Source organism: Belnapia sp. F-4-1, from assembly GCF_000802185.1.
Classification (GTDB): Bacteria; Pseudomonadota; Alphaproteobacteria; order Acetobacterales; family Acetobacteraceae; genus Belnapia.
Genome location: NZ_KN676113.1, coordinates 1,779,597 through 1,793,738, shown reverse-complemented (window position 1 = coordinate 1,793,738; position 14,142 = coordinate 1,779,597). Strand labels below are relative to the sequence as shown.

The 14,142-nt window shown below is 71.3% G+C and carries 15 protein-coding genes; 11 read left to right on the top strand and 4 right to left on the bottom strand.

What is annotated here, in order from left to right; translation table 11 throughout:
* Positions 1 to 3: 3 nt before the first annotated feature.
* Genes LH62_RS08725 through rbsK form a run of 5 tightly spaced genes read left to right on the top strand, consistent with a single transcriptional unit; the run spans position 4 to position 5,522 of the window.
* Positions 4 to 1,500 carry a sugar ABC transporter ATP-binding protein gene (locus LH62_RS08725; protein ID WP_043360636.1) on the top strand — a complete coding sequence of 499 codons (1,497 nt, stop codon included), beginning with the start codon at positions 4 to 6 and terminating at the stop codon, positions 1,498 to 1,500.
* Entirely contained in the window at positions 1,497 to 2,489 is a 993-nt protein-coding gene (locus LH62_RS08720) for an ABC transporter permease (RefSeq protein WP_052213998.1), read from the top strand. Before LH62_RS08725 ends, LH62_RS08720 begins: the two co-directional genes overlap by 4 nt.
* 15 nt (positions 2,490 to 2,504) lie before the next feature.
* Positions 2,505 to 3,497, top strand: a complete 993-nt coding sequence (locus LH62_RS08715; RefSeq protein ID WP_043360635.1) for an ABC transporter permease — start codon at positions 2,505 to 2,507, stop codon at positions 3,495 to 3,497.
* Between the two features lies 1 nt (position 3,498).
* Entirely contained in the window at positions 3,499 to 4,596 is a 1,098-nt protein-coding gene (locus LH62_RS08710; protein ID WP_043360634.1) for an aldose 1-epimerase family protein, read from the top strand.
* Entirely contained in the window at positions 4,593 to 5,522 is a 930-nt protein-coding gene (rbsK, locus tag LH62_RS08705; protein WP_043360632.1) for a ribokinase, read from the top strand. Before LH62_RS08710 ends, rbsK begins: the two co-directional genes overlap by 4 nt.
* Here rbsK and LH62_RS08700 read toward each other — a convergent pair.
* Complete coding sequence (locus tag LH62_RS08700) at positions 5,519 to 6,421, bottom strand: DUF3445 domain-containing protein (protein ID WP_043360631.1); 903 nt, start codon at positions 6,419 to 6,421, stop codon at positions 5,519 to 5,521. The genes rbsK and LH62_RS08700 overlap by 4 nt on opposite strands.
* A gap of 95 nt (positions 6,422 to 6,516) precedes the next feature.
* Between LH62_RS08700 and LH62_RS08695 the strand changes: the two genes are divergently transcribed.
* The gene (locus tag LH62_RS08695) at positions 6,517 to 7,320 is read left to right on the top strand and encodes an undecaprenyl-diphosphate phosphatase (RefSeq protein ID WP_043360629.1); all 804 of its coding nucleotides are present in this window, start codon (positions 6,517 to 6,519) and stop codon (positions 7,318 to 7,320) included.
* On the opposite strand, the gene LH62_RS08690 is transcribed toward LH62_RS08695, so the two are convergent.
* The 3 genes from LH62_RS08690 to LH62_RS08680 form a co-directional block, all read right to left on the bottom strand.
* Positions 7,317 to 7,817, bottom strand: coding sequence for a hypothetical protein (locus LH62_RS08690; RefSeq protein WP_043360628.1), 501 nt, complete (start codon positions 7,815 to 7,817; stop codon positions 7,317 to 7,319). The two genes, LH62_RS08695 and LH62_RS08690, sit on opposite strands and share 4 nt — an antisense overlap.
* A gap of 113 nt (positions 7,818 to 7,930) precedes the next feature.
* Positions 7,931 to 8,893, bottom strand: coding sequence for a tripartite tricarboxylate transporter substrate binding protein (locus tag LH62_RS08685; protein WP_043360627.1), 963 nt, complete (start codon positions 8,891 to 8,893; stop codon positions 7,931 to 7,933).
* Positions 8,894 to 9,030: 137 nt separating this feature from the next.
* Complete coding sequence (locus LH62_RS08680) at positions 9,031 to 9,978, bottom strand: serine/threonine dehydratase (RefSeq protein ID WP_052213996.1); 948 nt, start codon at positions 9,976 to 9,978, stop codon at positions 9,031 to 9,033.
* Positions 9,979 to 10,080: 102 nt separating this feature from the next.
* Here LH62_RS08680 and LH62_RS08675 point away from each other — a divergent pair, with 102 nt between their 5' ends.
* Genes LH62_RS08675 through ptsP form a run of 5 tightly spaced genes read left to right on the top strand, consistent with a single transcriptional unit; the run spans position 10,081 to position 14,068 of the window.
* Positions 10,081 to 10,542: an HPr kinase/phosphorylase gene (locus LH62_RS08675; RefSeq protein WP_043365416.1), complete on the top strand. Its 462-nt coding sequence runs from the start codon at positions 10,081 to 10,083 to the stop codon at positions 10,540 to 10,542.
* Positions 10,539 to 11,468, top strand: coding sequence for an RNase adapter RapZ (gene rapZ / locus LH62_RS08670; RefSeq protein WP_082012432.1), 930 nt, complete (start codon positions 10,539 to 10,541; stop codon positions 11,466 to 11,468). Before LH62_RS08675 ends, rapZ begins: the two co-directional genes overlap by 4 nt.
* On the top strand, positions 11,465 to 11,911 hold the full coding sequence (locus LH62_RS08665; RefSeq protein ID WP_052213994.1) for a PTS sugar transporter subunit IIA: 447 nt from the start codon (positions 11,465 to 11,467) through the stop codon (positions 11,909 to 11,911). The genes rapZ and LH62_RS08665 overlap by 4 nt, the downstream gene beginning before the upstream one ends.
* Positions 11,908 to 12,231, top strand: a complete 324-nt coding sequence (locus LH62_RS08660; protein ID WP_043360623.1) for an HPr family phosphocarrier protein — start codon at positions 11,908 to 11,910, stop codon at positions 12,229 to 12,231. The genes LH62_RS08665 and LH62_RS08660 overlap by 4 nt, the downstream gene beginning before the upstream one ends.
* On the top strand, positions 12,221 to 14,068 hold the full coding sequence (gene ptsP, locus LH62_RS08655) for a phosphoenolpyruvate--protein phosphotransferase (RefSeq protein WP_043360622.1): 1,848 nt from the start codon (positions 12,221 to 12,223) through the stop codon (positions 14,066 to 14,068). The genes LH62_RS08660 and ptsP overlap by 11 nt, the downstream gene beginning before the upstream one ends.
* The last annotated feature ends 74 nt before the right edge of the window (positions 14,069 to 14,142 follow it).

Genomic DNA, 14,142 nt, shown 5'->3' with positions numbered 1-14,142 from the left:
CGAATGTCCGCCCCGCTCATCGAATTGCGCCATGTCGGCAAGAGCTTCGCCGCCGTGCGCGCCCTCGAGGACGTGTCGCTCTCGATCGGGCGGGGCGAGATCCATTGCCTGGCCGGGGAGAACGGCTCCGGCAAGTCGACGCTCATCAAGGTCATCTCGGGCGTCTGGCAGCCCGACCAGGGCGAGCTGCTGATCGACGGGCAGCGGATCGAGGGCATGACGCCCCGCGCCGCCATCGCCCATGGCGTACAGGTGATCTACCAGGACTTCTCCCTGTTCGGGAATCTCTCGGTCGCGGAAAACCTGGCGCTCAGCAGCGAATTGCAGGAGGGCCGCAAGCTCGTCTCCTGGCGCCGCGTGCGCGAGATCGCCCGCCGCGCCATCGACCGCCTCGGCGTCGACCTCCCGCTGGACGCGCTGGTCGAGACCCTGCCCACCTCCGGCAAGCAGCTCGTCGCCATCGCCCGCGCCCTGATGTCGGACCCCCGCCTGCTCATCATGGACGAGCCGACCACGGCGCTGACGGGCCGCGAGGTCGCGGCGCTGTTCCGCGTGGTGCGCGACATCCAGTCGCGGGGCATCGCCGTGCTCTTCGTCAGCCACAAGATGCGCGAGATGCTGGAGATCAGCGAGCGCCTCACCGTCATCCGCAGCGGCCGCGTCGTCGCCGCCGGCCCCATCGCCGAATTCGACGAGGCCGCCATCACCCGGGCGATGACCGGCCAGGAGATCGCCGCCGAAGGCTATCGCTGGGAGCCCACCCCCAACGCCGCCCCGTTGCTGGAGGTCGAGAACCTCACCATCCCCGGCCAGCTTGAGGATGTTTCCCTCCACATCCTCCCCGGCGAGATCGTCGGCGTCTCCGGCCTGCTCGGCTCCGGTCGCACGGAACTCGCCCTCGCCCTCTTCGGCATGCAGCCCGGCTATACGGGCCGCATCCGCATCGCCGGGCGTGAGGTGCGGCTCGACAGCGTGCAGCGCGCCATCGACCACGGCATCGCCTACGTCCCGGAGGACCGCCTGACCGAAGGCCTCTTCCTCGCCCAAACCATCGACCGCAACATGCTGGCCACCTCGCTCGGCCGCCTGAGCCGCGCCGGCATCATCCAGCCCGGCCGTGCCGCCCGCGACGCGGCGGGGATGATCCGCGAGATGGCCATCGCCACCCCGACCGGCGACCGCCCCGTCACCCAGCTCTCGGGCGGCAACCAGCAGCGCGTGGTGATCGGCCGCTGGCTGCTCAACGACCCGCGCCTGCTGATCCTGAACGGCCCCACGGTCGGCGTCGATGTCGGCTCCAAATCCGGCATCCACCGCAAGATCCGCGAACTCGCCCGCGCCCGCGGCCTGGGAGTGCTGATGATCTCCGACGACCTCCCCGAGCTGGTCGAGAACTGCAACCGCATCCTGGTGCTGCACCGCGGCCGCCTCGTCTCCGACACGCCCGTCGAGGCGACGAGCGAGACCGCTCTCGGCGAGCAGCTGGCGGCCCTGGCATGAGCGGCATCGCCCAGGCCTTCCGCCGCCACCCGGAGCTGATGGTCGCCGCCGTCCTCGTCGTGACGGTCGTCACCATCGGCCTCGTCAACCCGCTCTTCTGGCAGCCCTCCAACCTCTTCAGCCTGCTGCGCGCCAGCGTCATCACCGGCATCCTCGGCCTCGCCGTGCTGCTGGTGATGCTGTCGGGCGGCATCGACGTCTCCTTCCCCGCCTTCGCCATCGCCGCCATGTATCTGACGGTGAAGGCGATGATCGCCTGGGGGTTCGACAGCATCCTCCCGGCCTTCGCCATGGCGACCGGCATCGGCCTCCTGCTCGGCCTCGTCAACGCCGTCTTCGTCCACTACCTGCGGATGATCCCGCTGATCGTGACGCTCGGCACCGGCACGGCGGTGCGCGGCTTCATCCTCGGCGTGGTCGGCACCAGCCAGATCAACATCGACCAGATGCCGCCGAAGCTGATCGACTTCGCCCGCACCCAGCTCTTCAGCGTCACCCAGGCGGATGGCAGCCAGGCCGGCCTCTCCGCCATGGTGCTGGTCTACGCCGTCATCGCCCTGCTGATCCACCTGCTGCTCCGCCACACCATGCTCGGCCGCGGCATCTACGCCCTCGGTGGCGGCGAGGAGGCGGCACGGCGCGTCGGCTTCAACATCCGCCAGACCACCTTCCTGATCTACGGCCTTGCCGGCGCCATCGCCGGCTTCGCCGGGCTGCTGCACGGCGCGATGATCTGGACCGCCAACCCCCGCGACATGGTGGGCCTCGAGCTCGACGTGATCGCCGCCGTGGTGCTCGGCGGCGCCAGCATCTTCGGCGGGCGCGGCTCGGTCATCGGCACCATCCTCGGCGGGCTGACGCTGGTGGTCATCACCAACAGCCTCATCATCCTCGGCATCGACACAACCTGGCAGCGCGTGGTGGTCGGGCTGATCGTCATCGCGGCGACGGCGGCGACCGCCTGGCGCGACCGCAAGCGCATCGCCTGAGCGGGAGGACGACTTATGACCGCCATCGCCCAGCGCCTCCGCCGCCTCGACACCAACCTGCTGCAACTCGCCCTGCTGACGCTGCTGATCTTCGCCGGAATGGCGGCGCTGAACCCGGAGCGCTTCCTCCGCCCCTATGTCTTCGAATCGATCACCTTCGTCGCGCCGGAACTCGGCCTGCTGGCGATCGCCATGATGGTGGCGATGCTGACGGGGGGCATCGACCTCTCGGTCATCGGCATCGCCAACCTCTCCTGCATCCTCGCGGGGCTCTTCTTCCACGCCGTCGGCGCCCCGCGCGGCCCGGAGCTCGCCAATCTCGGCTGGCCGCTGGTCGCCGCCGGCATCGCCCTCGCCCTCGGCACCGGCCTGCTGGCAGGCGCAGTGAACGGCCTCCTCATCACCCGGCTGCGCGTCACGCCGATCCTCGCCACCATCGGCACCGGCCAGGTCTTCACCGGCATCTGCCTGGTGCTGACCGGCGGCCCGGCGGTGGTCGGCTTCCCGAAGCTCTGGGGGCTGATCGGCAACGGCACCGCCTTCGGCATCGCCGTGCCGCTGATCGTCTTCCTCGTGGTGGCGGCGCTGGTCTGGTTCATGCTGGCGCGCACCGCCTTCGGCATCAACCTCGCGCTGATCGGCACCAATGCCCGCGCCGCCGCCTTCGCCGGGCTGCGCACGGGGCGGACGGTCTTCCTCTCCTACGTGCTGACCGGCGGGCTGGCGAGCATCGCCGGCATCCTGCTCTCCGGCCGGACCAATGCGGCGAAGTCCGACTACGGCGTCTCCTACCTGCTCCAGGCCGTGCTGATCGCCGTGCTCGCTGGCACCAACCCGGCCGGCGGCCGCGCCAGCGTGCCGGGCATCGTGCTGGCGCTGGCGGCGCTGATGCTGCTCTCCTCCGGCTTGCAGATCATGCGCTTCAGCAATTTCCTGGTGGATCTGATCTGGGGCGGCTTCCTGCTGCTCTCCATCGCGCTCGCCGCCTGGCGCAACCGGACCCGCTGACATGACCGCGACCATCCCCCTGCACGAGCCCCTGGCCGGCGAGGCGGAACGCCGCATCCTCACCGCCGGCGAATTCTCGGCGAGCCTGTTCCGCTTCCACACCGGCATCGCGGCGCTCCGCCTGCGCAACGCGCGGGGCGAGGTGGTGGTGCTGCCCTGGATGGGCGGCATGATCTGGTCCGCCCGCTTCGACGGCGTGCAACTCGCGATGCAGAGCGGCTTCGACGCCCCGCGCCCGGCGCGCACCATCGCCGAGACCTATGGCTGCTTAGCCTTCCACAGCGGCCTCCTGCGCAACGGCGTCCCCGGCCCCGAGGACGACCACGCCCCGCACGGCGAATTCCCCTGCGCCCCCATGGACCGCGCCTGGCTCGAACTCGGCGAGGAGGAAGGCGAACCCGTCCTCCGCGTCGTCAGCCTCCGTGACCACGTGATGGGCTTCGGCCCGCACTACCTCGCCCAGCCCTCGGTCACGCTCCGCCCCGGCGCGACGCTGTTCGAGATCGGCCTCGCCGTGCGCAACCTCTCCGGCAAGCCGATGGAGCTGATGTACATGGCGCACATCAACTTCGCCTTCACCCCCGGCGGCCGCTGCGTGCAGCCTGCCCCGTTCACGCCAGAGCGCACGGCGGTGCGCCGCGCCGTCCCCGCCCATGTGACGCCCAACCCCGCCTACCTCGCCCTGATCGAGTCCCTCGCTGCCGACCCCTCCCGCATGGCGACGCTCGCCGAGCCCGCGCTCTACGACCCGGAGCAGGTCTTCTACCTGCACGGCCTCGGCACCGACGCCCGCGGCGAGACGCATCTGATGCTGGCCCGGCCGGAGGGCGACGGCTTCGGCATGTCCTACGCGCCCGCCGCCTTCCCCCAGACCGTCCGCTGGATTCTGAACGACCCCGACCAGAAGGTCGCCGCCTTCGCCCTCCCCTCCACCTGCCAGCCCGAGGGCTACGCGGCCGAGAAGCGCAAGGGCCATGTCCGCCTGCTGGCCCCAGGCGAGGAAGCGCGCTTCGCCGTCCGCACCGGCTATCTCGACCGCGCCGCGACGGCGCGGATGGACAGCCTCATCGCATCCCTTTCGCAGGACCCACGGCCATGAACACCCGCATCGGCGTGGTCGGCAGCAACATGGTCGACTTGGTGACCTACACGGCGCGGATGCCGGCAGCCGGCGAGACGCTGGAAGCGCAGTCCTTCGCCATGGGCCATGGCGGCAAGGGCGCCAACCAAGCCGTCGCCGCGGCCAAGCTCGGTGCCGATGTGCTGCTGGTCAGCCGCGTCGGCGACGACCTCTTCGGCGGCAACACCATCCGCAATTTCGAGGCCCTCGGCATCGACACCCGCCATGTCCGCGCCGTGCCAGGCACGCCGAGCGGCGTCGCGCCGATCTTCGTCGATCCCTCGGGCGAGAACCGCATCCTCATCGTCAAGGGCGCCAACGACCACCTGCTCCCCGCCGATGTCGATGCCGCCGCCGAGGACCTCCGCCGCTGCGGCCTGATCCTGCTCCAGCTCGAGATTCCACTGGAGACGATCTACCACACCATCGACTGGGCCGCGCGCGAGGGCATCGAGGTGCTGCTCAACCCCGCCCCCGCGACGCCCGGCCTCGCCCTCGATCGCATCCTCCCCGCCACTTTCCTTGTCCCCAACCAGACCGAGCTCGCCATCCTCACCGGCCAGCCGACCGGCGCCCGCGCCGAGGCCGAGGCCGCCGCGCGTGGCCTCGTCGAGCGCGGGCTGAAGGCGGTGATCGTCACCCTCGGCGGCGACGGCGCGCTGCTGGTCCGCCGCGAGGGCACGGTGCATGTGCCCGCCACGCCGGTGACGCCGCTCGACACCACCGGCGCCGGCGACGCCTTCATCGGCGCCTTCGCCCAGGCCTATGCCACCAGCCGCGACATCGAGGCGGCGATGCGCCAGGGCGCCCGCTACGCCGCCGATTCCATCACCCGCCCCGGCACGCAGAAAGCCTTCGCCGATGCCGCCGGCTTCGCCGAATTCTGCCGGGGGCTGGAGGCCTAAGCCGCATCCAGCCAAGCCAGCAACGCCTCGCGGTACACGGGCAGGCTTTTGTACCGCCCCATTTCCTCCGGCAGCGCTCGCACCGCTCCGGCCAGCCGCTTGGCGACGCCCGGCAGCGCCGCCACCCGCGTCAGCGGATAGCTATGGACGCGGATGGTGAAAAGCACTGCCCCACTCTCCGGCAGCCGCCGGAAGGTCTGCCGCTCCGTCCGCAGGTGCAGCCGCTCCCCGGCATTTTCCGCAGTGAAGCTCGGGTCCCGCTCGCCCCGGTGCTTGCCTTCGAGCTGGAACAGCGCCGGGCTGTCCACCACCGACCAGTTAACGCGCATGGCAACGCGTCCCGGCTTGATCTGTTCCATGAACCGATCCACCGGCGCCCCCAGCCGCTCGCCATAAAAGGGCACGGCGGCATGCACCGCCATCAGCGGCCGGCCGACCTTCTCGGTGATGCGCCAGCGCGTCGGCGCGCAGAGCAGCCCCGCCTCCAGCACCGGCCCGCCCTCTGCGGGACGGATGATGCAGAGATCCTCCTGCACCAGCCGCGCCGCCAGCTCCAGCGGGTCGAGCCCCGGAGCCTTGAGGTCCCAGTCCTCCCCGGTCAGCTGGTTCCGCAGCCGGTGGCCGTCACGCTGGAACCAGTCCGGGAAGCGCGCCGGCAGATGCGCGGCGAGCAGCGCCAGCACCTCAGCCCGTGCTTCTTCGGAGCCGGCACAGGCGGCAAAGACATCCGCCCGCCGCGTCGCCAGCAACTCGCGCCGCTCCGCCATCTCGGCCGGGTAGCGCTCGTCGATCTCGATCCACTCGGCCTCTGAGCAGGCGACCAGCCCCATCGCCATGCGGAAGGGCCCGTCCTCGAAGGGCAGGTAGATCACTTCCCTCGGCAGTTCCGCTCCCTCCATGCCTCAACCTCCGGCGAGCACGCACCCGCCCCAACTATCGCGCTCCCTCCGCCCCCGGTATAGCCGCCGCAACCTGCCCGGAGCGCCACCCGCCCATGGACCTTGCCGCGATCCTCTCCGCCCTCGCCATGGGCGTGCTGGAGGGGCTGACTGAATTCCTGCCCATCTCCTCCACCGGCCACCTGATCCTGCTCGGCTCGCTGATCGGCTTCGAGGGCCCGCCCGGCAAGGTCTTCGAGGTCGGCATCCAGCTCGGCGCCATCTGCGCGGTGATCTGGATCTACCGCGACCTGCTGCTGCGCCTCGTCTCGGGCTTCTGGCGCCCGGGGCGTGAGCGCTACTATGCGGTCAACCTGATCCTTGCCTTCGTCCCCGCCGCCATCATCGGCGCGACGCTGCACAAGACGATCACCGAGAGCCTGTTCAACCCGTGGGTCGTCTCCGTTGCGCTGATCGTCGGCGGCATCGCCATCATCCTGATCGAGCGTGCCCGGCCCACGCCCAGCATCCATTCCGTGCCGGAGATCGGTCCCGTTTCCGCCCTGCTGGTGGGCTTCGGCCAGGCGCTGGCGATGATCCCCGGCACCTCCCGATCGGGGGCCACCATCATCACCGCGCTGCTGCTGGGCGTCGACCGCAAGGTGGCGGCGGAGTTCAGCTTCGTCCTCGCCATCCCGACCATGCTGGCGGCCAGCGCCTACAGCCTGCTGAAAGTCCGCCACGAGATCTCGGCCGATGGACTCGGCCAAGTCGGCATCGGCTTCGTGACGGCCTTCGTCGTGGCGCTGCTGACGGTGCGCTGGGTGCTCGCCGTCATCGGCCGCATCGGCTTCACGCCCTTCGGCTGGTACCGCATTGCCATCGGCACGCTGATGCTTGCCTGGCTGGCGCTACACTAGCGGCCGCTGCCCGAGGCAGGTTGCGCCGGCGCCGAGGCGCCGGTGCCGCCTGCCGCCTGCATCACCTGCTGCCGCAGCCCGGCGATGATCTGCACCGCCTTTTCCGCCGCCTGCATGCTGCCCTCGCCGCCCCCACGCTGCGCGGTGACGATGCTGGAGAGCGCTTCCCGCAGCTCGCGGTCGGCGTTCCGGTAGGCCTCGTTCCCGGCGAAGCTCGTCGGCACGCGCTGCACGCTGTCCTGCGCCGACCGCATCACCTGCATCAGCTCGATCCGGGACCCTGAGATGGCGCCGCCCTGGTGCTGGGCCGGCGCCCGGGACGCCGCCTGCTCCGCCTGCCGCAGCTTGGTCTCGGCATCCTCGAGGACGCGCGCATAGGAGGGAAGGTCCGGCGCCGCCGCCGCTCCGGGCGCCGCGGTCTGGCCCGCGGGCTGCGCCCAGGCGCCGGGCGCCGTCCCGGCCAGCATCGCCGCCACCAGCAAGATCCTCATCCGCATGCCTGCCTCCTCGCTCTTGCCGGGGCGAACGCGAGGCGCGGCGACGGGGTTGCCCCGGCACGCAAGTCCACCCGGACTTCCGGCCCCGGCGGTGACGGAGCGCCGTCCCGGCCCTACTCAGCCCGCACATTCGCGGCCCGCACCGCCTCGCCCCAGGCTTGCCGGTCGCGCGCGATGGTCCGGGAGAAGGAGGCGGCATCCTCGAAATGCGGGGTGAGGCCATTGTCGAGCAGGCGCCGGCGCAGTGCCGGATCCTCGAGGGCCTGGCGGATCGCCTCGGCCCATTTGCCGATCGCCGCCTCCGGCATGCCGCGCGGCCCGCAGATGCCGAACCAACCCGCGACCTCCAGCCCGGGCACCAGCTGCGGCAGGCGGGGCGCATCCGGGAAGTCGGGCCATCCCTCGGCATCGGCCAGGGCCAGCAGCCGCAGCTCGTCGCCCTGGATCTGGCGGATGACATCGCCCAGGTTGGTGATCAGCAGGTCGGTCCGGCCGGCGATCACATCGAGCGCGGCCGGCGCCGCGCCACGGTAGGACACGTGTAGCAGGTCGACCCCCGCCATGCGCTTCAGCCGTTCGGCCGAAAGGTGCTGGGCCGTGCCGATGCCGGCACTGCCATAGGTCAGCGCCCCCGGCCTGGCTCGCGCCGCCGCCAGGACATCCGCCATGCTGCGATACGGGCTTCGTGCGCCAACCACCACGGCATAGCTCGAGCGGGCGACATTGGCGACCGGCACGAGGTCCCGCGCGACATCGACCGGGAGGTGCATGCCGGGGATTTCCGGGCTGATGGTCATGTTGCCCATCGGGCATTGCAGCACGGCCGAGCCGTCGGCCGGGCCACGCGCCACCGTCTCCGCAGCGATGAAGCCATTGGCGCCGGTCCGGTTCTCGACCACCACCGGCTGGCCCAGCCTGGCTGACACATTCTCCGCGACAAGGCGGGCCACGATGTCGGAGGTTCCTCCCGGGGCATAGCCTGCGACGATGCGAAGGGGCCGGTCGGCGGGTTGCGCCATGGCCGGTCCGGCCAGCAGGGCGGCGCCCAGCAGCGCCGTCCCGATGAATGCCTTCATTGCTTATTCCTCCCCATGGCCGCGGCGACCGCAGCAACCGACTGACCCTCGGCCGGGGCCTCCAGGGTGCCTGGGGCGGCCTCGCCAATACAGCCGGCCAACCCAGCTCCGGAGGACGACCGCCCCGGCAACGGCAGCTAGGCGAGCACGCTTCCCGGCTCGCAATTCCCGCCGCAGACCAGGACGCCGACGCGTGCTCCCGCCGGCGCCACCCAGGCCCCGCTGAGCAGCGCGGCCAGCGCCGTCGCCCCGCCCGGCTCCGCCACCACCCGTGCCGCCTCCCACAGCAGGCGCTGCGCCTGGCGAATCGCGCCATCCGGCACCAGCACCGCCGCCACTGCTGCACGCTGCGCCAGCGGGAACATCAGCGCCCCCACCTGCCTCGCGCCGAGGCTGTCCGCCGCCACCCCGCCAACCGGCGCCGGCACCGGCCGTCCCTCGCGCAGCGCCGTCGCCAGCGTCGGGCATCCCTCCGGCTCCACGCTGACCAGCCGCGTCCCGCCGGTGCCGTACCAGCCGGCCATGCCGCCGATCAGCCCGCCGCCGCCGGTGGCGACCAGCACATGGCTGAGCCCCGGCGCATCCTCCTCGAATTCCAGGGCGACGGTCCCCTGGCCCTCCAGCACCTCCCGCTGGTCATAGGCATGGACGAGCAGCGCGCCCGTCGCCGCCGCGCCGGCCTCGCTCGCCTGGCGGGCCGCGTGATAGTCCGCGCCGCCGACCACGAGGCGGGCGCCATAGGATTCGATCAGCGCCCGCTTCGCCGCCCCGGTGATCTCGGGGACGAAAATCTCCGCCGGAACGCCGAGCGCCCGTGCCGCATAGGCTACGGCCGCCCCATGGTTGCCGCCCGAGGCCGCCACCACCCCCGCCGCCGGCACTCCGGCCGAGATCAGCGCGTTGAAGGCTCCGCGTGGCTTGAAGCTGCCGCTCGCCTGCTGCAGCTCCAGCTTCAGAATCACGTCATGCGGCAGGCCGAGGTCAGGCCCGGCCAGCCGCAGCACAGGCGTCCGGCGCAGGTATGGCGCGATGCGCCGCGCCGCCGCACGGATCGCGTCCCGGTCGATGGAAGGAGTCTCGTTCATGATGCGTTATCGGTGGCACGACCCGCTCTACGGTGCAACCGATGGTGCCCTTGGAACGATCTCGGCTTTCTGCCAATGTGGACGTTATGTTGGGTGGCGGCCATGATGCTGCTCCATGCCAGTTCCGTCGCCCGGGGAGAGGATGCCGTCCTCTTCCTCGGTCCATCGGGGTCAGGGAAGTCCGATCTGGTGCTGCGCCTGATGCAATCGGGATGGTCCCTGGTCGCCGATGACCAGGTCGCGCTCCGGGCGGAGGCGGGCGAGCTGCGTCCGGACGCCCCCGCGCCCCTCGCCGGGCTGCTGGAAGTGCGTGGCCTCGGCCTGTTCGGCCCCTTCCCCCGCGCCGCTGCCCCGGTGCTCCGCCTGGTGGCTCGGCTGCTGCCGCGTGCCGGGGTCACCCGCCTGCCGGAGCCGGAAGCCTGGTCGGCCGAGGGCGTGACCCTGCCCGCCATCCGCCTCCATGCCTTCGACGCCTCGGCTCCGGCCAAGCTAGCGCTGGCGCTGGATGCCGCCCTTGGCCGCATTGCCCAGCCGGCCGGCGCCTTCGCCAAGGGCATGAAATGATGGCCGCGCGCCCGGTTGTCCTCGTCACGGGACTGTCGGGCGCGGGCCGCGCTTCCATCCTCCGGCATTTGGAAGACCTCGGCTTCGAGACGGTGGACAACCCGCCCCTCGACCTGCTGGAGGAGCTGGTGGGCGACGGCGACCAGCCGCTGGCGGCCGGCGTCGACACCAGGAGCCGCGGCTTCGACCCGGAGGGGGTGCTCCGCACCCTCTCCCGCCTCCGCCTGCGCCCGGACATCGCCGTCACCCTGGTCTATGCCACGGCTGAGGATGCCGTGCTGCTCCGCCGCTACAGCGAAACCCGGCGGCGCCACCCGCTGGCCCCTGGCGGCTCGCTCGGCAGCCGCGTCGCCGACGGCATCGCCCGCGAGCAGGCGCTGATGGCCCCGTTGCGCGATGCCGCCGACATGGTGGTCGATACCTCGGACCTGCCCCTGCCCTCGCTGCGCCAGACGATCGAGCGCCGCTTCCGTCGCGAGGGTGCGCCCGGCCTGCTCATTCACGTCCAGTCTTTCGCCTTCCCCCGCGGCCTGCCGCGCGAGGCGGACCTCGTCTTCGACGTGCGCTTCCTGCGCAATCCGCATTACGTGCCGGCGCTGAAGCCGCAGACCGGGCGGGACGCCGCCGTCGCCGCCTATGTCGAGGCGGACCCGGACTTCGCCGGCTTCTGGAGCCGGCTCGTTGGCTTTGTCGATCCGCTCTTGCCGCGCTACGTGGCTGAGGGCAAGAAGTACCTCACGGTCGCGCTGGGCTGCACCGGGGGCCGGCATCGCTCGGTCCTTGTCGCGGAGCGCCTGGCTGACCATCTCCGCATACTGGGCTGGCGCGCGGACGTGACGCATCGAGAACTCGATGAGGCAGCACGTAATCCCGCCGCATCTGAAGCCCGCTTAGGGGGTCGGGAGGCCCTTTTACCGTCCCCATGATCGGATTGGTCCTGGTTACCCATGGCCGGCTGGCCGACGAGCTCCGCCTCGCCATGGAACATGTGGTCGGGCCGCAGCGTGCGGTCGCGACCGTCTGCATCGGCCCCGACGACGACATGGAGCGCCGCCGGCAGGATATCCGCGAGAGCATCGCGGCGGTGGAGCAGGGCGACGGCGTGGTGGTGCTGACCGACATCATGGGCGGCACCCCCTGCAACCTCGCTGTCTCGCTCGCCGATCACAGCCATGTCGAGGTCATCGCCGGGGTGAACCTTCCCCTGCTGGTGAAGCTCGCCAAGATCCGCTCGTCGGAACCCCTGGCCGAGGCGGTGGACCATGCCGCCGCCGCAGGCCGCAAATACATCGCCGCCGCCGGCGACATCCCGAACGGGATCGCGCGGGTCAATGGCAGCGCCAACGGGAATGGTGGAAACAAGCCATGAGCCAGACCAGCAGCGAAGCCGCCACCCACAGCGCGTCCGGTGGCGAGGACTTGGTGCTGCGCCAATGTCTCACCATCCGCAACAGCCGCGGCCTGCATGCCCGCGCCGCGGCGAAGCTGGTGACGCTCGCCGAGCGCTACTCCGCCTGCCTCAGCGTCTCGCGTGATGGGCAGAAGGTGCCTGCCTGCTCGATCATGGGGCTGATGATGCTCGGTGCCGGCCGGGGCAGCCAGGTGACCATCGAGGCTGAAGGCTGGGACGCGCGGGAGGCGCTGGACGCCGTCGCCGGCCTGGTCGAAGCCGGCTTCCATGAAGACTGAGCGGGGCGAGCGGTCGGAGGCGAAGCCGGCCGACATCCTCCGCAAGCCCGGCCCCCGCCGCGGCCGCGAGCACGCCATCCGCGGCATCCCGGTCTCCCCGGGCATCGCCATCGGCACCGTCTACGACACCACCGAGGTGCCGACCGAGGCACCGCGCCGCGCCATCACGCCCGACCAGGCCGAGGCCGAGAAGGCCCGCCTGGCGGAAGCCGTCAGCCTCTCCCGCAAGCAGCTGGGCAAGCTGAAGACGCGCCTCTCGGTCCTGCCCGAGGAAGCGCAGGAGGAGCTGGCGCCGCTGCTCGACGCCTATGTGCTGATGCTCGGCAACTCCCGCCTGCTGCGCGGCGCCCGCAAGCGGATCGAGACCGAGCTGCTGGCCGCCGAAACCGCCGTGCAGGACGAGGCGGAGTCGATCGCCGCCCTGATCCTCGCCGCCCGCGATGATGACAAGCCCGGCCTCCAGCGCCGGGCCGGCGAGGTGCGCGAGATTGCCCGCCGCCTGACGCGCAACCTGACCGCGACCCCCTTCCGCAGCCTGAAGGGCGTGCCCGAGGGCGCCATCCTCATCGCCGAGGAACTGACCCCGGCCGATGCCGCGCTGCTGGACCCGACCCGCATCGCCGGCGTGGCAACGGATGAGGGCGGCGCCGACGGACATACCGCCATCATGCTGCGCGCGCTCGGCATTCCCGCCATCCTCGGCGCGACCGGCCTCAGCGAGAGTGCCGAGCGCGGCGACATGGCCGTGCTCGACGGTGCCGCCGGCACCATTGTCCTTCGTCCTGGCGACAAGGCGACGGAGAAGGGCCGCGCCGCGCTGGCCGCCTTCGCCAAGGAACGGTCGAAGCTGGCGAAGCTCCGCCGCCTCCCCGCCATCACCACCGATGGCGAGCATGTGGAGCTCCAGGCCAATCTCGAGATTCCCGCCGAGCTGCCGCTGATCGCCCAGGCCGGCGCCCAAGGCATCGGCCTGCTGCGCACCGAATTCCTCTTCATGAACCGCGAGGACCTCCCCGACGAGGAGGCCCAGCTCGCCGCCTATACCGTGGTGGTGGATGCGATGGGCGGCGACCCGGTCACCATCCGCGTGCTCGACTGGGGCGGTGAGAAGGACATGCAGGCGCTCAGCGAGGGCGTGGCGCCGACCCATTCCGGGCCGAACCCGGCGCTCGGCCTGCGCGGCCTTCGCCTGTTGCTGAAGCGGCCGGAGCTGCTGGAAGCGCAATTCGCCGCCATCCTCCGCGTCGCCGAGCGCGGCAAGATCCGCATCCTGCTGCCGATGGTCACCAACCCCTCCGAGGTGCAGGCCGCGCGCGAGATCTACGAGCGCGTCGCCCGCCGCCTCCGCCGCAAGGGCGTCGCGCTGCCCGACAAGCTGCCCGAACTCGGCGTGATGATCGAGACGCCGGGCGCGGCGCTTGCCGCCGACGCCATCGCGCTCGAGGCGGATTTCTTCGCCATCGGCACCAACGACCTCGCCATGTATACCCTGGCGGTGGACCGCGCCGAGGCCGAGGTCAGCCACCTCTACGACAGCCTGCACCCGGCGGTGCTGCGCCTCATGCAATTCGCGACGGAGGCGGCGCTCCGCCTTCGCATGCCCGTCTCCGTCTGCGGCGAGATGGCCGGCAACCCGCGGCTGGTGCCGTTGCTGCTGGGCCTCGGCATCCGCTGCCTGTCGATGAACGCCAGCGCGATCCCCCGTGTGAAGCAGGCGATCCGCGCCCTCGACATCGCCGATTGCGCCCGCTTCGCCCGGCGGGTGATGGAACAGTCCGACCCCGCCCGCATCCACGAGCTGGTGCTGAATTTCGGGGCGGGGCCAGACAAGGGATAGGGGATGCTGCCCTGTTGCGTAAGTTCCGCAACAGGGCAGGTTCCTTTCGGCAAGGCGAAGCCCACGGTTCATGG